This window comes from Pedobacter sp. BG31 (assembly GCF_042464845.1).
Lineage (GTDB): Bacteria > Bacteroidota > Bacteroidia > Sphingobacteriales > Sphingobacteriaceae > Pedobacter > Pedobacter suwonensis.
Genome location: NZ_JBHNZK010000001.1, coordinates 599,281 through 623,899, shown reverse-complemented (window position 1 = coordinate 623,899; position 24,619 = coordinate 599,281). Strand labels below are relative to the sequence as shown.

The 24,619-nt window shown below is 36.6% G+C and carries 20 protein-coding genes; 7 read left to right on the top strand and 13 right to left on the bottom strand.

The window, feature by feature from the left end:
- Positions 1-50: 50 nt before the first annotated feature.
- The 6 genes from ACFE6N_RS02800 to ACFE6N_RS02775 all read right to left on the bottom strand — a co-directional run bounded on the left by ACFE6N_RS02800 (position 51) and on the right by ACFE6N_RS02775 (position 14,346).
- Positions 51-1,085, bottom strand: coding sequence for a DUF1735 domain-containing protein (locus ACFE6N_RS02800; RefSeq protein ID WP_378933627.1), 1,035 nt, complete (start codon positions 1,083-1,085; stop codon positions 51-53).
- A gap of 23 nt (positions 1,086-1,108) precedes the next feature.
- Complete coding sequence (locus ACFE6N_RS02795) at positions 1,109-2,545, bottom strand: SusD/RagB family nutrient-binding outer membrane lipoprotein (protein WP_378933624.1); 1,437 nt, start codon at positions 2,543-2,545, stop codon at positions 1,109-1,111.
- 23 nt (positions 2,546-2,568) lie between these two features.
- Positions 2,569-5,838, bottom strand: a complete 3,270-nt coding sequence (locus ACFE6N_RS02790) for a SusC/RagA family TonB-linked outer membrane protein (protein WP_378933621.1) — start codon at positions 5,836-5,838, stop codon at positions 2,569-2,571.
- A gap of 806 nt (positions 5,839-6,644) precedes the next feature.
- Entirely contained in the window at positions 6,645-8,117 is a 1,473-nt protein-coding gene (locus ACFE6N_RS02785; RefSeq protein ID WP_378933618.1) for a SusD/RagB family nutrient-binding outer membrane lipoprotein, read from the bottom strand.
- A 19-nt stretch (positions 8,118-8,136) separates the two neighbouring features.
- The gene (locus tag ACFE6N_RS02780; protein ID WP_378933616.1) at positions 8,137-11,373 is read right to left on the bottom strand and encodes a SusC/RagA family TonB-linked outer membrane protein; all 3,237 of its coding nucleotides are present in this window, start codon (positions 11,371-11,373) and stop codon (positions 8,137-8,139) included.
- A gap of 477 nt (positions 11,374-11,850) precedes the next feature.
- Entirely contained in the window at positions 11,851-14,346 is a 2,496-nt protein-coding gene (locus ACFE6N_RS02775; RefSeq protein WP_378933614.1) for a M14 family metallopeptidase, read from the bottom strand.
- An 83-nt stretch (positions 14,347-14,429) separates the two neighbouring features.
- On the opposite strand from ACFE6N_RS02775, the gene murF reads away from it, so the two are divergent.
- The gene (gene murF, locus ACFE6N_RS02770) at positions 14,430-15,731 is read left to right on the top strand and encodes a UDP-N-acetylmuramoyl-tripeptide--D-alanyl-D-alanine ligase (protein WP_378933612.1); all 1,302 of its coding nucleotides are present in this window, start codon (positions 14,430-14,432) and stop codon (positions 15,729-15,731) included.
- 1 nt (position 15,732) lies between these two features.
- On the opposite strand, the gene ACFE6N_RS02765 is transcribed toward murF, so the two are convergent.
- From ACFE6N_RS02765 to ACFE6N_RS02740, 6 genes are all read right to left on the bottom strand, one after another.
- Complete coding sequence (locus ACFE6N_RS02765) at positions 15,733-16,206, bottom strand: hypothetical protein (protein ID WP_378933609.1); 474 nt, start codon at positions 16,204-16,206, stop codon at positions 15,733-15,735.
- 12 nt (positions 16,207-16,218) lie between these two features.
- Positions 16,219-16,716: a gliding motility lipoprotein GldH gene (locus ACFE6N_RS02760; RefSeq protein ID WP_378933607.1), complete on the bottom strand. Its 498-nt coding sequence runs from the start codon at positions 16,714-16,716 to the stop codon at positions 16,219-16,221.
- On the bottom strand, positions 16,685-18,220 hold the full coding sequence (locus tag ACFE6N_RS02755; protein WP_378933604.1) for a stage 0 sporulation family protein: 1,536 nt from the start codon (positions 18,218-18,220) through the stop codon (positions 16,685-16,687). Before ACFE6N_RS02755 ends, ACFE6N_RS02760 begins: the two co-directional genes overlap by 32 nt.
- A gap of 1 nt (position 18,221) precedes the next feature.
- Entirely contained in the window at positions 18,222-19,370 is a 1,149-nt protein-coding gene (locus ACFE6N_RS02750; RefSeq protein WP_378933601.1) for an ATP-binding protein, read from the bottom strand.
- Between the two features lie 856 nt (positions 19,371-20,226).
- Entirely contained in the window at positions 20,227-20,547 is a 321-nt protein-coding gene (locus tag ACFE6N_RS02745) for a hypothetical protein (protein ID WP_378933599.1), read from the bottom strand.
- 205 nt (positions 20,548-20,752) lie between these two features.
- Positions 20,753-21,130 carry a hypothetical protein gene (locus ACFE6N_RS02740; RefSeq protein ID WP_378933596.1) on the bottom strand — a complete coding sequence of 126 codons (378 nt, stop codon included), beginning with the start codon at positions 21,128-21,130 and terminating at the stop codon, positions 20,753-20,755.
- Positions 21,131-21,214: 84 nt separating this feature from the next.
- Here ACFE6N_RS02740 and ACFE6N_RS02735 point away from each other — a divergent pair, with 84 nt between their 5' ends.
- Both ACFE6N_RS02735 and ACFE6N_RS02730 read left to right on the top strand, forming a co-directional pair.
- Entirely contained in the window at positions 21,215-21,445 is a 231-nt protein-coding gene (locus ACFE6N_RS02735; RefSeq protein WP_378933593.1) for a helix-turn-helix domain-containing protein, read from the top strand.
- A gap of 4 nt (positions 21,446-21,449) precedes the next feature.
- Positions 21,450-21,725, top strand: a complete 276-nt coding sequence (locus ACFE6N_RS02730) for a hypothetical protein (protein ID WP_378933591.1) — start codon at positions 21,450-21,452, stop codon at positions 21,723-21,725.
- On the opposite strand, the gene ACFE6N_RS02725 is transcribed toward ACFE6N_RS02730, so the two are convergent.
- Complete coding sequence (locus ACFE6N_RS02725; protein ID WP_378933590.1) at positions 21,709-22,020, bottom strand: hypothetical protein; 312 nt, start codon at positions 22,018-22,020, stop codon at positions 21,709-21,711. The two genes, ACFE6N_RS02730 and ACFE6N_RS02725, sit on opposite strands and share 17 nt — an antisense overlap.
- Before the next feature lie 135 nt (positions 22,021-22,155).
- On the opposite strand from ACFE6N_RS02725, the gene ACFE6N_RS02720 reads away from it, so the two are divergent.
- From ACFE6N_RS02720 to ACFE6N_RS02705, 4 genes are all read left to right on the top strand, one after another.
- Positions 22,156-23,091, top strand: coding sequence for an IS1595 family transposase (locus ACFE6N_RS02720; protein WP_378933588.1), 936 nt, complete (start codon positions 22,156-22,158; stop codon positions 23,089-23,091).
- A 449-nt stretch (positions 23,092-23,540) separates the two neighbouring features.
- Complete coding sequence (locus ACFE6N_RS02715) at positions 23,541-23,693, top strand: hypothetical protein (protein ID WP_378933586.1); 153 nt, start codon at positions 23,541-23,543, stop codon at positions 23,691-23,693.
- Between the two features lie 22 nt (positions 23,694-23,715).
- The gene (locus ACFE6N_RS02710; RefSeq protein ID WP_378933585.1) at positions 23,716-23,994 is read left to right on the top strand and encodes a hypothetical protein; all 279 of its coding nucleotides are present in this window, start codon (positions 23,716-23,718) and stop codon (positions 23,992-23,994) included.
- Positions 23,995-24,052: 58 nt separating this feature from the next.
- Complete coding sequence (locus tag ACFE6N_RS02705) at positions 24,053-24,535, top strand: hypothetical protein (RefSeq protein ID WP_378933582.1); 483 nt, start codon at positions 24,053-24,055, stop codon at positions 24,533-24,535.
- The last annotated feature ends 84 nt before the right edge of the window (positions 24,536-24,619 follow it).

Below are 24,619 nucleotides of genomic sequence, written 5' to 3'. Positions count from 1 at the left end.
TTTTCAATAAAAAAAACCCGCATAATGCGGGTTTTTTTTTAAAATTTTAATTATTGTCTTGCACGAAGATAAGTCCAAACTTCGTCCCAAGTTGTCCTAACAAATGGAGAGGTGGTTACTACACTTGGCTGAAGCATATTGTACTTAATAGTTATTGTTTTTGTTGCTGCGTCATAAGCATTAACCGCTCCTGATGGGTCCAGTCTACCTGAACGTGTGTTAGATGCTGGTTGTCCATAGGTATTGGTTACAGCCACAATCTTATCAGTTGTAGGATCAAATTCCACTGTCACAGCGAAACTTCCATATTGACTATAACTTGTACCTGAACGGATCGGAACGTAATTACCTCCAAAGAAATGGTTATCGTAAACAATGCATTTAGTTGGTGACAATGTTCTTAACTCATACTCCATCGGAGCCGTAACACCAACCGTATTATTTGCAGAAGTTAGGTATTCATTGATGTGGCCCAGGGTAGCATTTGTAACATCAACCATACTACCAGCTACACTATATACGCCATCCCATTTATTCTTAATGCTAATAAAAACCATTATTGTATCACTTGTTGCGGCTGTTTTTTTAATTCCGCCCCAGTCTGTTACGCGAAAAGCAAGCGCATATTTTTTACCCAAATCTGTCCATTTGGAGCCATCTATATTTAATTTGAAATTCTGAGAGAATACTCCTGAAGCGAAATTAACATTATAGCCAGTAGTTGTTTTAGCATAACCGCCATCACCTCCAAAAGTATAATAGGCTGCGGGTAATTCTTCAAATGTTTCTGCATGGTCTGTGTTATACTTTGTGATAATACCGACGTTTTGCTCTAATTTTATAGTCGCAGACTGCTGCAGATCAGCATTACTTGCAGCATCACGACGGATACTGAACATAGAAACTTTTTTAATATCTGAAAAAGGAGAAAAGAACAACTTTACCTCTCTACCTTCCAAAACTTTAAAATAGGTAGTGCCTGAATCTCCTGTTTCGGTTCCTTCAAATGCATCTTTCCTACAAGATACAGCTGTTATGGCGAACAATAACGCAATCCCAGCATATTTTAAAAAATGATTTTTCATTTTAATTAATTTAACGTTAACGATTATTGATCCCACCACATTCTGGCATCCTGGGTGTTACCACCAGATAAACGAGCAATTGCTGCATCGTTATTTGCTTTGTTGGTTGTTTGCTCTGTTGGAGAATAAGCTATTCTTCTTGGTATCTGTTTTGAAGAGTTTACAGCAGCAGCAGCTGGCGTAAGTGCAGGAAATCCTGTTTTTCTCCAAATGTTCCAGCCTTGTTGTCCATCAGGATAACTTGCCAGATAACGTTGTATAGATATATTTTTAACATTGTTAGCTGCTCCAACAGCCCCGATAGCGACATTAGCATTAGCAAAGTATGCAGCAGATGGTGTCCCAACACCCCATTGTTCGTATGATAAAGTTATACCCTGAGTATACAAATCAGATAAATTTTCAGTAGTCCAACCCAAATTAGCGGCTTCCGCTCTGATCAATGCAATTTGTGAAGCAGTTATGAAGAATACTGGACTAGCCTGATCACGCTTATCGCCCCTCAGAACACGTGCCCAGGTAGGATTATTATTTGTAAAACTTTCGGTTGATGATTTATCACCCCCATAAGGAATCCCTACATTTGAGGTTGCTACATTTCCTGATTGTTCACTAGCTCCTCCAAACGCAGCTTGTCTGGCATCGCCTAAACTAGCTGTTAAGTCGGTCATCGTTTTACTTTCTCCATAATCTTTACGGCCATTATAACCATCCCAAATCACATTTCTGAAATTTGGTGCAGCAGGTGTAAGTTGCATGTTCTGGGCATTAGAGGTAATTACACCTCCAGCGTCAGCTAAAGCTGCTTTAAATTGTGTAGCCGCATAATCACTTGCCCCAGGGTATTTTTTTGATAATTGAATGCTTATCACTAATCTCAAGGAATTTGCTACTCTTTTCCAGGCAGCAACATCACCATTGAACATAATATCGCCTGATATCGCAGAAGAATTAAAAGACGTTGCTGCGGTTGTTAATGTCGCTAACATCCCTTTGTAAATTGCTTCCTGTGTATCATAGGCTGGTGCATTTACAGTGATTCCTTTTAATGCCTGGCTATAAGGGATGTCTCCCCAACGATTGGTCAATTGAAAATATACGTATTGTTGAAGTATCTTGGCCACCTGGTTTTGATTGTTGCTTGTATTTACCAGTTGAATATTTTCCAAATCATATAGTATGCCGCTATAGGCTCCTGTAAATGCGCTCTGATCCAAGGCATACAACATCACATCAGGATATTGACTTTGCGAAAAGTACTGTGAATAATAACCTCCGGTAACATAAAAGGCATAACCGCTTAAACTTGCGATCGAGTTGGTTAACAGGGCATCAACCCTTGGATTTGTAGTTGCAGCGGGATTATCGTTCGCTACACCAAAATCCTCTATTTTTTTACATCCCACTGAGCTGGCCAATACCAAACCTATTAAGGATGCATATATAAATCTCTTTTTCATAATAATTTCTTTTGTTTTTTAGATTAGAATCCTACTCTTAAGTTAAAACCAAATCCTCTTGTACCTGGCAACTGAGCAGTTTCACCGCTTGTAGCAGATACTTCTGATGGATCGAAATCTTTTGTTTTAGAATAAATTAAAACAGGATTACGCGCAATTACCGAGAAAGTTGCATTTTGGATATATTTACTTATTCCTAGCTTCTTAACTGGGATATTGTATCCAACTGATACCTCGCGTAATTTGATGAATGTTAAATCATAGATATAATCATCAAATGTTCTAGAATTATATAAACCTTGATAGTAATCAATTGCACTTAAATAGTAGGTTTTTGGCTGACCAGTTGTAGCATCAACACCATCTACTCTAACACCGCCACCATCTGCCGGGTTATCACGTACAGAAACGCCTTTGTCATTTAAGGCAGCAGTTCGCGCTGTTAAGCCACTATACGAACCCCACATATTTGATAAGGAAACGAATTTTCCGCCAAATTGGTAATCAATATTAGCACTTACATTGAAATCTTTGAATATGGTAAATGAGTTTTGCAAACCACCAGTGTGTTTTGGAAGCACACTACCAAAAAATACGTTTGGATCGTTTACAAAATGACCATTAGCATCCAACAATGGAACTCCATCTGCATTTCTTTTCTTTCCATTTCCGAAAATCTGTCCCCATTGCTTACCTTCTTCATGTACCATATATGGCATAGTTGTACCCCAAACGGCATCAACTCCTGAAATTCGGGTAATACCATATTTTTTACTAACCTCTACTACCTTATTATCCAATAAGTTCGCATATGTTCCAGATATTGTCCACGCAAAATTTGGTGATACAAAAGGGCGACCGGTTAATTGGAATTCTAAACCTTTTTTGTTGATTTGACCGATATTGGTAAAGATTGAACTGAAACCAGATGCTGGATTGATTGATACAGATCTTGGAAAATTTTTCTCTGTTGCATCCCAATAAGTAGCAGCCAAGGTAATCCTATTGTTTATAAAGCCTAAATCAATACCAAACTCATAGTTGGATGATACTGCACCAGTGATGTCAGGATCAACAAGCGCGTCAGGAGTAGACATTAATAAGTTACCATTCCATTTTAATGCATTTACACCATATGCAAAACCAGGGTAAACATACGCACCAAAACGACCTGACTGATCAGATAGGGCCTGAGGAATCTCACCATAAGAAGCTCTTAATTTACCATTCGACAACCAACCAAAGCTTTCTTTAGGAAGTAAGTCACTGAACACAAATGAACCACCAATTGATTTAGACAATACGTTATTGTTTGTTTTTGGCAGAGTTGAGAACCAATCGTTACGAAGCGTTCCTTCTAAAAACAGGTAGTTTTTATAGCCTAAAGTTAATTTACCAAAAACAGCTCTGTATTTTTCTATATATCTTGTATTTCCAATTATAGGTTGATTAACAGAGTTTTGAACAGTAAATAAATCCGGAATCACTAAGCCATTATCTGTTTGCGCCGAATTATCTTTGTAATCCGCTCTGAAAATATCTGTACCCACAGTTGCATCAACAGTAAAATCCTGAATCTTTTTAGTGTATTGACCTAACAACTCATAGTTTTCCCTGTTTGAATAAGTATTAGCAGTATAATAATAACCACGAGCCTGTGGATCATTACCAGTGGTTTGCGTACCACTATCATTTAAACGTGTACTGTATTTGTCTTCAGTAAATGTTGTGTTTTGTTGTTTACGGTAAGTTCCTGTAAATTTCAAATCATCGTTAACCTTATAAGTTAAATATACGTTACCATATAGCCTATCTCTCTGGTTATTTTTATTCAATAAATCATAATAGGTGTAGAAATTATACCAATAGTTTCCTGCGTAGAAGGCTTTCGGATCTGCTGCGTTGAACGAAGTTGGGTCATTATGGTTCCAGCTACCGTAAATATTAGTTCCATTCAATCCTGGCACTGTTAATCCTCTCAACTCCTTCATAATGCCCATATCCAAATCTCTATGGAACCATTGGTTAAATGATCCTGTACTTTGACTTGAATAAGCATCATCAATATCACCCCCTAATGCGGTTTTAACGTAGTTAATATTTGCTCCGACTGTGAAGTGTTTGTTAAGATCATAATTTAAAACCAAGTTTAAGGTGTTTTTCTTCAAATTTGTATTAGGTACCAAACCTTGAGTATATTGGTTTCCATAAGTCATTTTAAAATTATACTTATCCCCAGCATTGGCGAAAGTCACCGAGTTATTTATGGCAATACCTGTGTTAAAATAATCACGTGCATTATTTGGCTGTGGTGTTAATGAAGCCGTTTTGTATGAATATTGAGTACCTGGATACCAAGCGTACCAAGGAATATATTCTTGACCTACCATTTTAGGACCCCAGCTTGAATCATCACTGTAATTATGATAATATTTACCGTCAAGGGCTTTCCACTCTATAGGATCTCCGGATTTCCAATTATATTGGATAAGATCAGCAGAGTTACCACCGGCATAAGTATTTTGATAATTCGGTAAAATATAGGCATTTTCAAATGTTGCGCCCAAATTAAGGGTGATACCGGCGCCCTCTGTTTTTTTACCTTTTTTTGTAGTAATCAAAATTGCACCGGCAGCAGCCTGTGAACCTAACAATGCCGCTGCTGCAGGACCTTGCAAAACAGAAATATCCTCGATATCATCTAAGTTCACGTCATCTGCATTAGGAAGAATTGTTCCATCAACAACATAAAGCGCACCACTGCCTGTACCAAAACCACCTGCACCACGCAATCTTACTTGAGTATTTCTACCCAAAGCCGCTGCGGATTGACTCCTTACCTGAACACCTGCAACTTTACCCGCTAAAGCATTGTTGATATTTGTTCCTCGTACAGTATTGAGCTTTTCACCGCTAATGGTTTGAATATTTGCTGTTGTAGCCCTAGCCGTCGTTTTTGTACCATAAGCACCTTGTACGACAACTTCTGTCAATTGATTGGCATCACTTTCTAACGTCACATTAACTACAGCTGAAGAACCTACGGTTACTTCTTTTTGTTTGTAGCCAACATAAGTAAATACTAGAACTGAACCATTGGGTGCTAATAAGGAAAATTTACCATTAGCAGCTGAAACAGTACCCGATTGAGTACCTTTAATTTTTACACTTACGCCAGGGATTGGAAGGTTATCCTCCTGTGCAGTAACTGTACCAGTAACTGTTCTTTCTTGGGCAAATGCTGAAAATGCGCATAGCACGAGAATGAACAAACTTTGTAGAAGTTTTTTCATAATTTGAAAATAGGTTAGTTAATGATTTAATTACTGCTAATGTATAGTTAGTTACGAATAACACCAAATATTTTTTAACATTTTTTAACAATTATCTTGCTTTTCTAAAAAAATTAGTCAATAAAGCAAAAAAATCGACTTAATCAAGATAAAAACTGACTTTTTAGTTGAAATTTGATCTAATTAAATCGATATAAATAGTTTTTAGTTAAACAATGCTGGAATAACATGATCAAGATAAATGGAACTGGTTTAAAACCAGTCTATTTTTTTCGCGGGGCGATCTTCGTAATTTTAGGTAAACAATGTCAATTTGCTTCTGAATTCAATTTTAATCAAAAGGATAGACACAATACAAGCGAGCAAAGAAGTTATAATTTGTCTAAACAAAAGAGACCTTGACGAAATAGATAATATTTCGCTCAAGTATAAGTTAATGGGTAGATAACTCAGCGATCAGGCCGAGATAGCTTTGCAATTCTAAAGCAGATTAAGCGACTTTGATAATATAGCAAATAGAAAAGGTTAGTTTGAAGCCAGGCCAACAACGCTTAACGTGATGACCAAATATGTTTTTCGATGGGTTAATAAATGATAAGAGAATTACACAGAACTCTGACTGATATTTTTTAGGGAAAGGGAGCCAATCAATACAATTTGCTTAAACCGAATTCACGTTGATTAAATTAAGATCTAAAAAAAATAGCAGTCAATTATTTGACTGCTATTTTATCTTTAGTGGTAATAAGATATAACCGAAACTAATACTAGTAAAAAACTGATGTCGATTATCTCAAACCACAATTTTATTTATCCCACCAAACTGGAACATAAATTAAAACGTTCCCTGGGAAGTTTAAGTTTGAAGTTGACTCTGCATTTGAATAAAGTAATCTTAATGGCGTTCTACCTGCACCAATATTTGAGCCAACAGAGGTGATAAGAAAATCAGGGTATCCTGTTCTTCTGTATTCTGACCAAGCTTCAAATCCTTGCGTTCCGCACATTGCATAATATTTCTGGGTGATAATTACTTTCACTAAAGCCTCAGACGTCGTGGCCGCATTTAGTGCAGCCTGACCATCTGGCGCGGTCGCAAAATATGCATCAGCATCGTTAGTTGTCAATCCTGTAGCAACAAAACTCGCTCTTACCCCAGCAGTTAATAAATTAGAAACCGTACCGTTTGCATAAGTTCTAGCTACTGCTTCTGCTTGTAAAAATGCCGATTCAGATGCAGAAATCAATTTTACAGGAGCGGTTGCAGAGCTACTGTTTGCAGCATTACCACCAGTTAAAGTAGATGGGATAGAAACAACCTTAGCGACACCAGACGCAGCAAAGCTCCCTTGTACTATAGAGTTCAAAGCTGTTTGTCCATCAACCAGATCATAAAACTTTGGCAACCTCTTGTCGGAGTTTCTCACAAATGCGTTTACTGCAGTAGAACTGGCTACCAAATTCTGAACTTTACCTAAGGCCAACATTTCATTATAAAGTGGGTTTTCATTACCACCAATACTAGAGTATTTAATTGCTGCATCTTTAGCTAAAAAAGTCGGATTAGTAGCATATAATGCCTTTATTCCCGCTTCTGCTTTTGCTGGATCAGCTTTAACAATTCTGAGATATGCTCTAAGCTTTAGCGTATTTGCAAATGCCTGCCAACTTGGAATATCTCCTTGAAAAATAATATCTTGCGCCCCTGGAGAGGTTGATGAGACCTTTAATAAAGCGATACCTTTATCGATATAATTGAAGATACTATCATATACAAGCGCCTGTGAATCATATTTTGGTGAACCATAAAGACTAGGATTTAAAGCCTGAGATAAAGGCACATCTCCAAAAGCATCAGTGGTAAGCTGGTAAGAATATGCTTTAAGAATGTAGGCCATACCTTTCATGTATTCCAAACTTGAACCTTTACTGTTGATAATCAGATTACAGTTAATTAATGCATTACGATATAATGTTAACCAAGGTCTGTCAAATGCCGTATTAGCTAAGTTATACTGATCAATTGTTTTATACTGTGAACTGTTTGGACTCTGTGTCCAGTACTGGCTCCACATACCTCCATAAACCTGGAAACTGTTACCAACAATCTGCCCGATTGCGGCCTCCACTGTTGGAAGCAATAATGATGGTTCCGCTGTGTCCGGGTTATTTGGATTTGCATTGATATCCAAAAATTTCTTACATCCTGATATACTCATAATGCTAATAACTAATATCAGCAAAAGCGTATATTTTGATTTTTGTATTTTCGTTTTCATATTGAACTACTTTAATTTGTTAAAATGTAACTTTAAGGTTGATACCATAATTACGAACCGAAGGCTGCGCAGTAAAGTCAAATCCTTGAGTATTTCCAGCCCCTGCTGAGTTAATTTCTGGGTCAGCAAACTGATTCTCACGGGCTGTCCACATGAATAAATTATTTCCATAAAGACCTACAGCGATAGAACTGAATGGTAAGCGTTGAAGCTGAGCCTTGTTAAATGTGTAAGAAAGACTAGCTGAACGTAATTTTACAAAAGACCCATCAACTATACTAAAGCCTGCAGGCAAACTACCACCATAATAATCTTGTTTAACGTAACCAACACTTGTATTTGGAACAAATGCGCCAGAAGCATCTTGATAAACAGAGTTAGGCCAGATTTCTCCAAATCTATTTCCGCCAGTTTCTGCCGAAGCGCCAACGAAAGCTAAAATTGATCTCGTCCTAGAGTAGAATTTCCCTCCTTGTTTAGCATCAAACAGAACATTTAAAGACAATTGTTTAAACCTAATATTAGTACCCCATGAAGCTTGATATTTAGGATTATAATTGCCCAGATACTCAGCCTTCGAAGTACTTAATGGCATGCCCGTTGTCTCGTCTACAACAGTCCTTCCCTGATCATCTTTTAATGTAGTAACGCCATAGAACTCGCCATATGGCCTACCTACTGCTGCGACGATTGACATTCCTGAGAAACCACCTACTACAAACTGATCAATACCAGGCATTAGTGAAACTACTTTATTTTTGTTCTTCGTAAATGATCCGTATAAACCCCACTCAAAATCAGTAGATTTTAGTACAGTTCCTCTTAAGCTTATCTCTACACCATTATTTTGGACTTCACCAGCGTTAACTACACTAAATCCATATCCTGTTGAGTTAGGAATTGGAATGGCCAAAATCTGATTTTTAGAATTGCTTTTGTAATAACTTGCATCTATCGTAATCCTATTATTTAACAATCCTAAATCTGCTCCAATTTCAAAAGCTGTAGTAATTTCAGGTTTAAGATTTACGTTACCTAAAGTTGAGCCTGGTGTTAAGGCGGCAACGTTACCAAAAGGGAACACTGTGCTTCCAAAATTGCCATTTATAGTCGTCTTTCCATAAGTAGATAACAACTGATAAGGATCGGTATCATTACCCACTTGAGCCCAGCTTGATCTTAATTTACCGTAGTTTAAAACATTGGATACTGGTGAGTCTTTAAGTAATTCGGTAAAAACGAAAGAGCCACTTACACTTGGATAAAAGAACGAATTATTGTTTTTAGGTAGTGTAGAAGACCAGTCATTTCTTGCTGTAGCTTCTAAAAACAATAAATTTTTATAAGATAAATTTAAGTCTGCATAAAGACCAATTAGTCTTCTCTTTGATAAATTATCAGTGATGATATTTACCGGACCATTACTATTTGACAAATTGTACCATCCTGGAACTACTAACCCCCCAGATGTGTTTGTAGCAGAGCTAAGTGAATTTGTTCCTCTTTGCCTGATATTATTACCTACCATTAACGATCCTTCAAAATCCTCGTTAAATTTATGTTTAGCAGTAACCATGAAATCATGAACCAATTCGGTAACATTATACTGATCTATTTGATACGAACCAACATTGGTCCTGGTATTATTCCCTGCATATTCCGCAGTTTGATCAATGTCAACAAAGCTATATTTTGGAGATATCGTTCTTCTTCTGTCTGAGTAAGTATCAATACCAACTCTTTCTTGGATATCTAACCATTTTAACGGTTTATAATTTATATTAAAGTTACCTGTAACTCTACTTACATCATTATAGTTTGCAAAATTTTCGAGTATCCAGTATGGATTTTGAGTATAAGTTCCATAATAACCGTAAGAGTTAGGGTGTGGAATACCTGCAGCATCGATATAACCATAACCGTAATATTTGTTATTTAGATCTCTTAATGCAGGTAAATCGATATCTCTCGGAGTTTGCAACACATTATTAAAAACAGAGGCAGCGCCTTGACCACCCCCAACTTGATTAGCGTCAATTCTATTATAATTGAAAGATATCCCAGCCGTAAGTTTGTCAGCTAAATCAGCTGTTCCGTTAAATCGAACCCCGTATTTATTATATTTATCTTTATTGGTTGGAAATACTCCGTCAGAACTAAGTGCATTAATTCCTAAATAGAATGTAGTGCTTTTTCCACCACCAGAAACGCTGAGACTATTATCTGTTGCAAAACCTGTATCAAAGAAATCCCGAACATTATTTGGAATAGCAGAGTAAGGTTTTGTTAATCTAACACCGTCAATTTGTTGTCCCCATCCTTGAACAACTCCAGTAAATGGGGCTCCCCAGCTTCCGTTTTCTTTCAGATCGGTTACAAAAGTTGCAGATTTTCCGTCCGGAGCAACAACATCGTAATAGCCTTGACCATACTCATTTTGAAAATCAGGCAGTTTAGCTACATTTGAAAAAGTATTGGAGCTAGTAAAAGTGATAGTTGCTTTTTCTTTTGATCCTTTTTTAGTTGTAATAATTAAAGCACCGTTGGATGCCCTAGACCCATAAAGTGCAGCGGCAGCAGGCCCTTTTAAAACTGTTACAGATTCAATATCATCAGCAGCTAAATCATTACCACGGTTACCAAAATCAACACTCGACAATACTGATGCCCCACCAATTACGCTTGAGTTGTCAATAGGAATTCCGTCAACCACTATAAGCGCCTGGTTAGATCCTGAAATAGATGAACCACCACGAAGTACAACTCTTGCAGAACTTCCTGGAGTATTCGAAGTAGAAGTAACGTTAACACCAGCAACTTTACCCGCCAGAGAACTAATTGCACTTGGGCTTCCACCAGAAGTTAGCTCAGTGTTGTTTAAAGTGGGAGCGGAATAACCTAAGCTTCTTTTTTCTCTTGAAATGGAGTTTGCGGTAACCACGACATCACTTAACACCTTCGAATCAGATACCAAAACTACATTAATTGAATTTGAAGTGCCAACAAGTTTAGTCGCTGCCAAATAACCGATAAAAGAGAAATCTAAGTTTTTCGAACCCGAGGGAACTTTAATTGAGTATTTACCATTAGCGTCTGTAACAGTTCCAATTTGTGTTCCTGTTACCCTTACGCTTACTCCGGGAATCGGCAGTTTATCATCTGAAGATGTTACCGTACCAGTAATTGTCCTATCTTGAGCTATTGCGGTAGATGCAAAAAACAAAAGTACGAACAAACTTTGTAAAAGTTTTTTCATGAAATTTAAGTTTGTAAATGATTAATTATTTGAATCGCTAAATATAATAGAGATAAGCAAGATTTTAACGAATTTTAACTAAATACACAGGTATAATGACTTAACATTGACAAAAAGCATGTATCATTAAAAATACAATAGCCATACAAAATCGAAAAAATCAATCGAATTTTAACCTAAAAAAACGTTATCTTACTAAAAATCAGCAAAAAAAAGAATAACACTACACCAACAAAGAATTGTTCCAGAATTATCAATCGTCTGAGTTATTATACACACAAATTTCATGTAATAAATAAAAGTTTTGTATAATTAAAATTCTTTTACTCTCGAGTTCTTCAAAAATTCACTGTCGTTTTGAACTTCATAATTTTTATAAAAGGTAATAAAGAGGTTGTTTTTTAATGTTTACTTGTAAGCTTAACACCTAAAAAAACGATCTAAATTAATGACAATTAGTTTAGATACAGGCTGATTTTAATACCCACAAAATATGATATTCGAAAACAAGGTCTTACCACTTTCCCAAAAGTTCCTAAAAAGTGGATCGTTAGCTAAATAAACAACCTGGCCCCGCCCGAAATCCTGCACTCCGATAAGCAGTCCGCTTTTAAGCTCTTCTCTTGCTTTTTTGCCTACAATACCGGCCATTAAACTTTTTTCGTTGATCAACCCCACATTCCATCCCTGAACAAATGGCTCATATATTTTGCGATCGGTTTTTAAGCTGTAATAAGTTTTGCCCAGACCATAAGAAAAAGGATGACTGGAATCAAGATTGATCTTATAAATTGCGCCGGGAATGGTCGTTTCAAAATCATCCTTATTCTTATCCTTAAAAAGAAGTTTGTTCGCTTCTGGTTTCTCATCTTTTTTGACAATAGCCTCTTTCTTTTTAATGTCAAACCCCTTCTTATCCAATACACTCTCGATGGCATCTTCCATTAAAATCAGTTTTCCGCCTTTATTTAACCAGGCAGTAAAACCGTCACCAATAAAAGCACTATAACTACCATCGGGCAAAATCAATGTATTTACCTTATTAATATCCAGGCTATTTAAATCTTTGGCATTAATAATAACAGGAGAAAGATTCAGATCATGTTCCAAAAAAAACCAGGCTTCGCCAAAGGCCAGAGAAGAAACTTCCGCCCCTGATGCAATCGCTATTTTAGGCTGTTTTAACAATGGATAAACGTTAGACCCAAAATCTTTACCTTTTTCTACAAAACCACTGCTTACGGCTTGAATGGGTTTATCCTGCATTTTAGCAATAAAGGCTATTTTATCTTTTATTCCCCTTATTGTTTTTTCATTTTCCGCTCTCAGTACAATCAATGTGCCCGCAGGATAATCTCTTCCGTTTACCGAGAATGGCTGATCGGCCTGCCTCACCTTTATATTTTCTTTTTGCAATGCCGTTAAAACCCGAACATCTTCGCAGGTTCCCCAGTTGAAAAGCCAGGCCAGGGGTTTCTCAACCTCAGTATTGATAATCGTTGGTTCTTCAATTGTCGGGAATTTTCCCTTTATACTCTCTTTACTGGCATAGCCCTTTAATCCGTACACATAGGGTAGGGCCCAGGCCGTAATATCATAAGTATTCGAATCAGTTACAACAGTTTGTGGTTCTAATAAAACATTAGCCAAAACTGCCCTTGGCTGCTGGATGTTTACAATTAAATCATTCCGGGAAACGCTAAAACTTTCTTCTTTTTGCGTATCATAATCGTAAGCTCTTCCGGTTTTATCGCCACCGAAGGCAAATTCGATCTTATTTCTTTTTAACAGTTCTGCCAGTTTTTTTAAGCGTGATAAACTGGTCGCTTTTATAATATAACTTTTATAAATACCCGGACTATTAGCTAATTCCTGCTGGAAATATTTTTTAAACTCTGCTAATAATTTCTGATGGTTTAAGGAAGTTACTTCAAGAGTAGACATTCCTGTGGTAAAATGGTGTGCAATACGGTCTTTCAGCGTTAGGGTATCACCATCATTGGTCACCACTGATAATCCGGCCCTAATGCCACCTTGCTCGTAAGTCATACCAATTGATCCATTGTACAAAGGATAGGTATCCCCGTAGGAGGGATAAAGCAGATCAAACCGTTCTTTGGTAAAATATTGCCAGCCTTCGGCATCAAAGTATTTGGCATTGTTTTTACCAACCACCACCTGGAAACTTTTTTGCCAGGGTGTGATGTCTTGATGAACCGGTTCTGCCGCAGGGGCAAAATAATAGGGCTCATTATAGCTTTGCTCATGAAAATCGACATGTACCTGCGGCATCCATTGATTATATAGAGCCAAACGCTGCTGACTTTCAATCTGGGTTTGCCATGCCCAGTCGCGGTTTAAATCGAAATAATAATGGTTTGGCCTGCCACCTGGCCAAGGCTCGATGTGTTCTCTTGATGAAGGGTCGGGATTAGGTGTTTTACCTACAACACTGTTAAAATAGTTTACGTATCGGTCTCTTCCATCAGGGTTCAAACAGGGATCGATTACCACAACAGTATTTTTCAACCACTCATTAGCAGGCTTGTTAATGCCCGAAACTAAAGTGTAAAGCATTTTCATGGCAGTTTCAGTAGAGTTCGCCTCATTGCCGTGTACATTATAGCTTAGCCAAAGTATGGCAGGCTGTTGGGTTAGATCGATCGCATTATTAGCGCCTGTTGCCAAAACTAAATTGTCGCTCCTTATTTGTTCCAATTTAGTTATATTTTCTGGTGAAGAAACCACTGCCACCATTAACGGTCTGCCCTCATTGGTTTTTCCGTATTCTATCAATTTCATGTTTTTGGCAGAAGCAGAAGCGGTTTGCCTAAAATAATCAGCGACTTTATAGTGAGGGGTAAAGTGCGAACCTAACTGGTATCCGAGAAATTCATCAGGAGATTGTATTTGTGCGTGCACAAATGAAACCACGCCAAGGGTGATTAAACAGATCGTTAAGAGTCTTTTCATAAGAAATAATTTTACCTAATGTACAAATTTTGTTTTTTGTTGTCGCAAAAGCTTAATTTTACATGATATTTTTTACCATAGGCATGATTACGACCGAAAAATTATACGAACACTACCAGAAAAACTCAACCATATCCACTGATACAAGAAATATTACACCCGGTTGTATCTTTTTTGCCTTGAAGGGAGATCATTTTAATGCCAATGAATTTGCCGCCCAGGCCATAGAAAAAGGGGCTGCATTTGCTGTAATTGATGAAGAAAAATATGCGCAAAGCGATAGGTTTTTATTGGTTGAGGATGTGCTAAGCTGTTTACAGGATCTGGCACGCCATCACCGCAAACAGCTTAGTATACCGGTTATCGGTTTAACGGGTAGTAATGGAAAAACAACGAGCAAAGAACTTATAAATGCGGTTTTATCTGAACGGTATAAGACTTTTGCCACTTTTGGTAACTTAAACAATCATATTGGTGTTCCGCTATCCATATTATCTATTACAGATGATGTGCAGATTGCGGTAATTGAAATGGGCGCAAACCACCAGAAAGAAATAGAATTACTATCTACTATAGCACAGCCCACCCATGGCATTATTACCAATGTAGGCATGGCACATTTAGATGGTTTTGGTGGCTTTGAAGGCGTAAAAAAAGGTAAGGCTGAACTTTATGCTTACCTTAAACAAACCAATGGTTATACTTTTATCAACAGAGACAATCCGCATTTGCTTGAAATGAGCATGACTGCGGGTTTAAACAAGCTCATTTATTATGGAACCGACAATGGAAATGCCATTAAAGGGGAATTAAAAAGCAGCGATCCTTTTATCGAAGTGAGCTGGACCAATCATGAGGTTTCATCATCGGTAAAAACCAATTTAACCGGCAGTTATAATTTCGAAAATATTCTGGCTGCAATCTGCATAGGCGATTTTTTCGACATGGCGCCTGAAGAAATAAATATTGGCTTATCAAATTATCAACCGAAAAATAACCGTTCGCAACTCAACAAAACGGAGAAAAATGCGGTGATCTGTGATTTTTATAACGCCAACCCAAGCAGTATGTCAGCGGCTTTGAAAAATCTATCGGTAATATCGGCAGATAAAAAGACTGCCATATTGGGAGATATGTTTGAATTAGGCCCTGAGTCCCCAAATCAGCATGGACTTATTGCAAAACAAGCCAATGAAAGTGGTTTAGATCAAATCATTTTCATCGGGAAGGACTTCTACGCATTTAAAGACAATTTTAAAGGTATATTCTTCGAAACGCCGGCCGAGGCTGACCGGTACTTACAAGAAAATTTGATTCAAAATCATTTAGTATTACTCAAAGGCTCGCGGGGAATGAAACTGGAAAACCTGTTAAAACACCTATAAATTACTTTGAAAACTGAATTTCATACCTTTCACCATTAATTTCTAAAAGTTCAGGCTTCATTTTATCTGGATAGGTGATCAGCAATATTCTTTTTAAACTTTTTTGAGGACCTAAAGTTGTTTTATTTTTTGCTGGTATTGATACAACTGTAGCCTGGTAAACAAAAGAGACCGGATATTTTACCTTATTTACAAGATCCGGTAATGAAACTTCTGAGAAGTCTATATCAATGGTTTCATTGGTTTTGTTAGTCACTTTCGTCTTTACGCTAACAAAGGTATAGCCTTTTTTGGCAACTATCCGGCTGTTTCCTGTAGCTTGCTGACTTGCAAAACTCATTCCATAAACTTCATATTCAATATTGTTTTTGTAGTTGAAGTTGTTTTTCGCCGGGCTGAGCTGATAGACAGTTACACATGATGAAAGCGTTAAGATTAAACCCAAAAAGAGTAATCTAAAGAGAGGTATTTTCACGAATGATTAATTTCAATTAGTTAAGGATTCACTTACAGTTAAACCAACATCACTCACTTCCAGGAGCGGATTATCGCGCATGTTCTGTTCAATCTCAATCTCAAACTTACCATTTCGTGGAAAATAATGGTTGGTCAACATGGGTAAGGTATAACTGAATACATTTCCTGAACCGCTACCCAACCATTCGCCATCATTTTTAGCCAGTTTATATTGATAACGTTTGGTTACCACCTTTTTACCATCTTTAAAATGGGCGAGGATAAAAATATTGGCATATTTATAATTAGCGGTATGCCTTAACTTAAAATAAATATTATACGCCTTGGTATTATCTTTAATATCAAACGTTGTAGAAACATGGTTTCGGTAAGTCCACCTGCGGTCGGCAATTTCTACATTGCTATCAACTACACTGTTTATGCAACCCACAGAAAGGGTAACCATCCATAAAAAGGCAAGTAAAATGATTTGCCTTTTATTCAGCAGCAGGTTTATTTTCTGAGCCATTATTATTGTTTCGGCGGTTATTGTTTTTCCTACGGTTATTTCTGCTTTTATTTTTGCCCTGCTCTGGCCTGGCACCATCTACGCCAACATTCCCCTCAGTTTTAACTACTGTTTTTGGGCCCTGTGGCTGCTTCTGTTTGTTATTTTGCGGTTTAGGCCCATTTACATGCTGTGGCTTCGGTACCGCCTGTTGAGGCTTTTGACCAGAATTTTGTTGCGACTTTCCTCCGTTAGTTTGTTGTTTTACACTTTTTTGCGCTTTTTGGGTAACCTGTTGAGGCTGCTGAGGCCCGTTATTAGCACCTGTGCTTTTTTCTCCGGCAGTAATTCTTTCTCTCTTATTCTGGTTATTACCGCGGTTATTTTTTTGGTTGTTCCTGTTCTGGTTGTTTTTACCACGAGAACGTTCATCAAGGCGGGTTAAACTATCCTGCCCTACAACATTTTCGTAATCAAATGATTTCTCTACTACAACAGGCGCAGCAATCTGAACGGCTTCTTCTTTTAAGTTCGGTGCTTTTTTACCCGCCTTATTCATCGCCATGATCTCTTTTACACGTGCAGCTTTAACCGGAATCCAGTTTTCATCGCCCTGATAACTGAACCACATGATTTTTTTAAAAATATCCGTTTTCTGGTGACGAGCAAAACCCGCCTCGGTATCCAGGTTTTCAATCCTATCAGGAATATCTTTCAACGCATCCAGATAGGTATCCAGCTCATAGTTTAAGCAGCATTTTAATTTACCGCATTGCCCGGCAAGTTTCAAGGTATTTAGTGATAAATTCTGATACCGTGCCGCAGCGGTAGAAACCGTTTTGAAATTGGTTAACCAGGTAGAGCAACATAACTCGCGACCGCATGAACCGATTCCACCTAAACGGCCGGCTTCCTGTCGCATCCCAATCTGGCGCATTTCAATGCGGATACGAAAACTTTCTGCCATTTTTTTGATCAGCTCGCGGAAATCCACACGTCCATCAGCAGTATAAAAGAAAGTGGCTTTCGTTTTATCGGCCTGATAATCCACATCGCTGATTTTCATCTGCAAACGGAGATCCAATGCCAGTTTTCTTGCCTTGTGCATGGTTTCCCATTCCATTCCTTTGGCGGCATTCCATTTCTCCACATCGGCTTCAGTAGCCTTACGGTATATTTTTTTGGTTACCTGATCAAGAGTCGTTTTGCGGCGTTTCATCTGGATCCGCACCAGCTCGCCGGTAAGCGAAACGTGTCCTACATCAAAGCCACCTGTTGGTCCTTCAACAGCAACAAGTTCTCCAATTTCAAGGTAAATATTATCGCTATTGAGGAAAAATTCTTTACGAGAGCCCTTAAATTTAATCTCTGTAACCTGAAAAGGTTTATAATTAGAAGGCATATCCAAATTAGACAGCCAATCGTGCACTTCCATTGTCTGGCAACCACCGGTGCCACATGAGCCATTACTTTTGCATCCATTAGGGGTGCAACCACCACCTGTTGAACAACTTCCACATCCCATATTAATTGTATATATATTGAGTCCCCGCAGGGAGCGTTTTAAACTTGATAATTTTTACCAATTGTAAAGATACATCTAAAAACAGAATTTTCGGGTTCGCGTTTCTTTCAATGTGGTAATGTGCCTTTTCCAATTCGCTGATAATGGCCTCTGCCATGGGCAAGGTAAGCACGTGTGTACTGAGTTTTTTGGCGGTTTCAAAGGTAAGCGGCGGTAATTTAACCAATTCTTCGGCACCACTTAAAATTAAACAGCACTCGCGTAAATAATTTACGCCATATTTTAAAAAATTCTTCTGGTTTTCTCTTCCCCACTTGGCCGCCTCATCGGTAAAATCGATCAAATCGGGTACCTTATTGCCAAAACCCATCCTTAACCAGCCCGTAAATGTACCTGAACTGTCGCTTTGTGTATCTGCTGCAAGCGCTTTTGCTTCAATTAAATTCCCGTCGGCTAAAAAAGAATAATCAATAGCCTGATGTTCCGTTAACCCGCTTGAATTTAACAGATACCCGGTCACCTCTTCCGAAGAAAGTTTTGGGATCTTTACAATCTGCGTTCTGGATAAAATAGTGGTTAAAATCTGGTCCTGACTTTGGGCGATTAAAATAAATAAGGTATTTGCCGGCGGTTCTTCAATTAATTTCAACAGGGCATTCCCGGCCTTATCCAGGTATTCGGGAAGCCACATAATTAAAACCTTGGTTTCGGCTTCGAAGGCTTTGTAACTTAGCTTTTTAATAATATCGTGGCATTCTGCGATATTAATATTGGCCTGTTTATTGGCTGCATCAAGTTTAGAACGCCAGATATCCATATCAAAATAAGGATCCTGCAGTAACATGCCCCGCCATTCTTCCAGCACATCCACAGCCGTTTTTACACTTGCTGAGGCGAAAAAAGGATAGGAGAAATGTAGATCGGGGTGAATTAAACGCTCGTACTTTCTGCAGCTCGAACATTCTCCGCAACTATCACGCTCGCCCTTGTTTAGGCAATTGATGTATTGCGCATAGGCAATAGCCAGGGGTACAGCTCCAGAACCGGCAGGCGACAAAAATAGCTGTGCATGGCTAATGCGGTTTTCCTTAACCGTTTGCACCAATTGTTGCTTTACCCTTTCCTGTCCGATGATTTCTTTAAACTGCATTTGGTGCAAAATAAGAAATAGATATGAGATTCACACACAAGTGACCATGTTCTTACGTTCAGCGTACATATTTTGGCAGGTAGCAGTCCCTTAAGTTTTCAAGATTTAAGTGCTTGCCCGCCCATCATACAGCGATAGCGAAGTTTCATTATTATTTTTTTGGAAATGACTGGTTCTGTTTCAATGGCAAATGCAGTCCTGCTATCCCTTCAAGTCCTCGCTTCGCTCCGGGCTTTTCGTTCTATCAGGTTTATTTAACAAAATCAGTAATGCTTCGGAAACATCAAATAGCGCACTACTCAACTTTAACCAACCGCACTGGCCTGCATCAACTAAACCTGATGGGAGCGGCAGCCCCGAAGCATGAGGGCTAAAGCATACAGCAGGACAGCACCTACCCAAGTACCACAGGTTTTGCTTTCCAAAAAACAGAACGAATCAATTTTTCAGTCAACAACAAACACGTTACCAGGACATTACCGCTTAGATTTACTGAGGTAACTATACCCACTTGGGACAAGACCATTAATTGATTATTCTTAACTCAAATGTAAATCAAAATACAAATAATTCAAGGCTTTCTACCAATAAAAAAAGGGTATTTATATCAAACCTATTATTTCTTAGTTTTTATCTGGTGTTCTATTACTCCTTTCTATTTTTTTTATTTATTCTACTATTTATAATAAAGATAAAAGTTATGGGATTAAAGTGGACAACAATTTTATGGTACAGAATCTTAATTGGGTATTATAGATTAAGATTTATGATTAATAAAAATTATAGCAAACCTATAGATGAGGATTATCAACTACCTGATGATTTTCCAGATTGGCATGACTGGCGCAATTTTAAATTATAAACTTTTGACAAATTCATCAAACTCCTGTGATAATTTATTATCTGGGTTTCCAACAATAAAACTTCTGTTTCCATTTGTTGAAACCAAACATAGATTATAATAGATTTGCGCACCAACACCTATTCTAAATTTAAGGTTTAAATTATCTAATAGTGAAAAAGGATAGTCAAATATAATAGTTGAAGATACTGGCATGTGGAAATTTTCACAGTCATTTTCTAAAAGTGTCTTAACAATTAATCTTCGAAAATAATTTGGGTCTTTTTTATATTTGTCGCTGTCGACAGCATCATAAGTTAGGCAGTAAGTTCTCATAATTCTATAGTTTTATTTTTTATCTTTTTTATGTTGAGGCTTTATAACCAATATTTTCAAATTTACAATATAACCTGATATAAAGTTTACCACTGGCAGAGAAATATCCTTATATTAAAATCGAAATAATTCAAGGTTTTCTACCAATAAAAAAAGGGTATTCGAATCGAATACCCTTGCCCTCGGTAAAACCGAAACGGGCTAATTATAGTTTAGAATATGCTGAAATATCATTATTAATTGCCTGTTCATCGTATATCGTTAGCCCTTCCCCAGATAAGCCTTTCATACCATTCCTTTTAACACCATAATACATTCTGCCATAATTTAATGCTTCATCAAAACTCTTATTCTTTAGAGCCAATAAATATCTTTCTATACAAAGTTTTTTAGCGTGTGACCTAGCGATAATAAATAAGCTAAGTCCTATTCCAATTGCCAATAAAAATATAAATCCAACTATCGGGTCTTTGTCGGTATTATCTTTCCAAAAATAAATTGACCCTAGAATTAAAATGATTGGTGATGCAATTTTGAGAACTGATAGTTGAATTTTTGCGAATTTTAAATCGTCTTCCAGCATAATTTTTAGTTTAAATGGGTTAACAATTCAAATATACGACATGTCGTTCATGTTCCAAAATTTTTGAGAATTAGATTTGTTTTGATGGCAACTAAGAATCCTAGGAACGAGAAAGTGATAAAGATATTTGGAGGAAACGTGCGAAAGTACCGTAATCTAAAGGGTTTAACTATGGTTGAACTTGCAGGATTATGTGATGTTGAATTAGGGACAATTAGTACCGTAGAAAGAGGAATAGTTAATTGTACGATTAGTACAGCTCATGCTATCTCAAACGCATTGGATATAACAATTGATAAACTTTTAGAAGAATAATATAATGGTTGTAGTAGCAGACGAAGCATTCTCTGTGGATAGAGAAATAAGAAACATTCTCAATGATGGAAAAGCAAGGAAAAGTTATTTTGTTTTTGTTACTGATACTGCTAAACCTAGATTAAAAAAAACAGATAGAATAGTACACAAAGTTCAAACAGCTGAATTTTTCATTAAAACATTGAGGAATAAGTTACTAGAATTAGAAATGCAAGATATGGGGATTAACCCTAAAGCTAAAAAAGTATTAAGTTTCCTTTATATTATAGATAGAGGTTAGGTATCTCATTATGCCAATCTAATCTTTGTGTTCTTCCGATAGTAAACCATATTTTATTTTTTTCTCTTATAGATTCATTACACTTTTCAGTTAATATCCTTAATTTATCTTTCATTGAGATTATTGTATCCATAAGTAACTCTCTTTCAGAAGATATATCGTACTGCCTAGCATGTAAAGCATAAAGTAAGTCTATTTTGTCATCATCAATCGGTCTAGTTAACCTATTTTTATTTTCGATGCCATTACCTTCATGCCATTTATTTTCGTAAACCCATTCTTTTTTTCTTTCCATATTCATAAATATCTCTTTACTTATTTTATAAAATAATATTTAAAAAATTGTATCCCTAGTTTACTATTTGCCTAAGAACTATAAAATAGTTCTCAAAAAATTAGGCATTATATGGGACATGTCGTATATTTGTACATGAACAAATTCAACTCTCTTATTCAATTATTCGACTATTTCAAAGACGATGAAACTTGTGAAAAGTATTTAGGTCTAAAACGTTGGGGTGGTACTATTACATGCCCACATTGTGGTAGTGCTAAGAAAGCTTATGTAACCAATAGAGGCTACAAATGTTCAGATAAAGACTGCCACAAAAAATTTACCGTTAAAACAAAAACTATATATGAGAATACAAAGATTGGATTAAGGTTATGGTTTGGTGCTTTGTATCTTGTAACGGCTCATAAGAAAGGAATTAGTTCACTACAACTATCGAGAGATTTAAATGTAAGCCAAAAAACTGCTTGGTTTATGTTACACCGCATTAGAGAAATGCTAAATGACCAAGACCCTACTTTAATGAAAGGAACAGTTGAAGTTGATGAAACTTATGTAGGTGGTAAAAATAAGAATAGGCATGCAAATAAAAAGATAGATTCAACACAAGGTCGAAGTGCGAAAGATAAAACGCCAGTAGTTGGTATGATTGAACGCAATGGTAAAGTTAAAACCTTTGTGGTTCAAGATACCAACTCTGATACATTACATAATATCGTTAAAAGCAACATTGATGCTAATGTTACACTTATTACAGATGCTTATCGGTCTTACAATGGTTTGGGTACTGTATGTAACCATATCACAGTTAAACACACTGAAAACAATTATAAAACAGAAGGTGATAAGCATACCAATAATATTGAGGGGTTTTGGAGTTTATTCAAGCGTGGGCTTGTGGGTACATACCATTATATGTCTCCAAAGCATCTTCAAAGATATATGGATGAAACCAGTTATCGTTACAACACAAGAAAAATAGCTGATTCAAACAGATTTGAAATGGCAATTCTAAAATGTGATACACCTAGAATTACATATAGAAAACTAACAAAAAAAGAAGAATTGAATTAATATTGAAAATATTAATTATATTGGGTTAAACTTAAATTTAACCCTCATGCAAAAAGTAATTACAATCACGACTCACACAAACATCATTGACAGACAAGAAAAATTTACTGAAAAGGAATATCCTAAGTTGAATGAATATTTGTCAGAAGGATACAAAGTAGTTAGTATCACTACAGCAATACCCAACTCTACATCTAGTTATATGTATTCCTTGACTTTTATTCTGGAAAAGTAAATTACCTATACAGTTCAACGTAGGAATAGATAGGCAGTACATTTAATAGAAAAACAGTTACTGCCTTTCTTTCTAGAACTCCAACCTCGCTTACACAAATGGTCGTTTTCTTTGTAATTAAACCAAATTTTAGAATCTCTTTTTTCATACTTATAAATACCTACCTAATTGATTTTTTTCAATTAAGCCTTATCTTTACATTAAAGCAGAAAAGATGAAAGAGAATAAAGATAAATCGGTTAAGGATAAAACATCTAAACCAAGAGCAGATAAATATAAGGAAAAAGTATCATTTGCTGGTACGTTTGATGATTTATTGAACCTTACGGTTCAACCTAAGAAAGAAAATTCAAATACTAAGAAATAATTTTAAACACAAATTAACACTCATGGCAAAAATCAAATTAATTGGAAATGGCTTTATTGAAGTTGATGGTAAATCTTACAACGTTAAAGCATATAAAAATGTTGAAAGATATTCATTTGGTCATAATGAAGACCCAGATGGTAAATCAGCATTTGGTATAACTTTCACACCTATTTCCCCTAGTGAGGAAAATGTCAGAAACGGAGTAAACGGTAGCTTTTTTATAAAAACATATACTGCTGACCAAAAAGAAAACTTTGAGAAGGATTATGAAATAATAGCTTCTGCTTTAAAAGATTAAATCTAAAAATGTTATAATTGCGAAGCCCCAGTTAAGGGGCTTTTTTATTTATTGAAAAATGAAATTAGAGGATTGGTTAACGGTTGCTCATTTACACAGAGGGCAATTAATAAGTGAGTTTACTGTACTAGAAATTGCTATAGAATATTATTTAGCTGAACATTTTGTTCTTGATGGTGCTATGCAGAACTCATTTCGCTCAATTGTTCTTAACAGAATGACTTTTGAAAGTAAAAGAAGTTCATTTAAAACCATTTTGGAACAGAAAGAAATCGCTAGTGGATTTATAAAAACTAAAAGTAATACTTATCCGCATAGCAAACTTATTGATGAAATAAGGAGATTGAATGACGAAAGAAATTATTTTGCACATTATACATTGGTAGCTAATGTTGGTTTTGACGAAAATCACTACGTTATCGGCTTAGCAGAATTTAGAGATAGTACAAAATACAAATGGTACACCATTGATGAATTTAATACGTTAATGATGCGTATTAGAAAAGCTACTAATGACGTTCTCAAACTTAAAAATCAATAATAAGGGCTTGTCCCAAGTGGGTATAGTTACCTTTACTGATTATTTCAAAAACCTTACCTTTGGCTTTTATTTTTAAATGGTAGT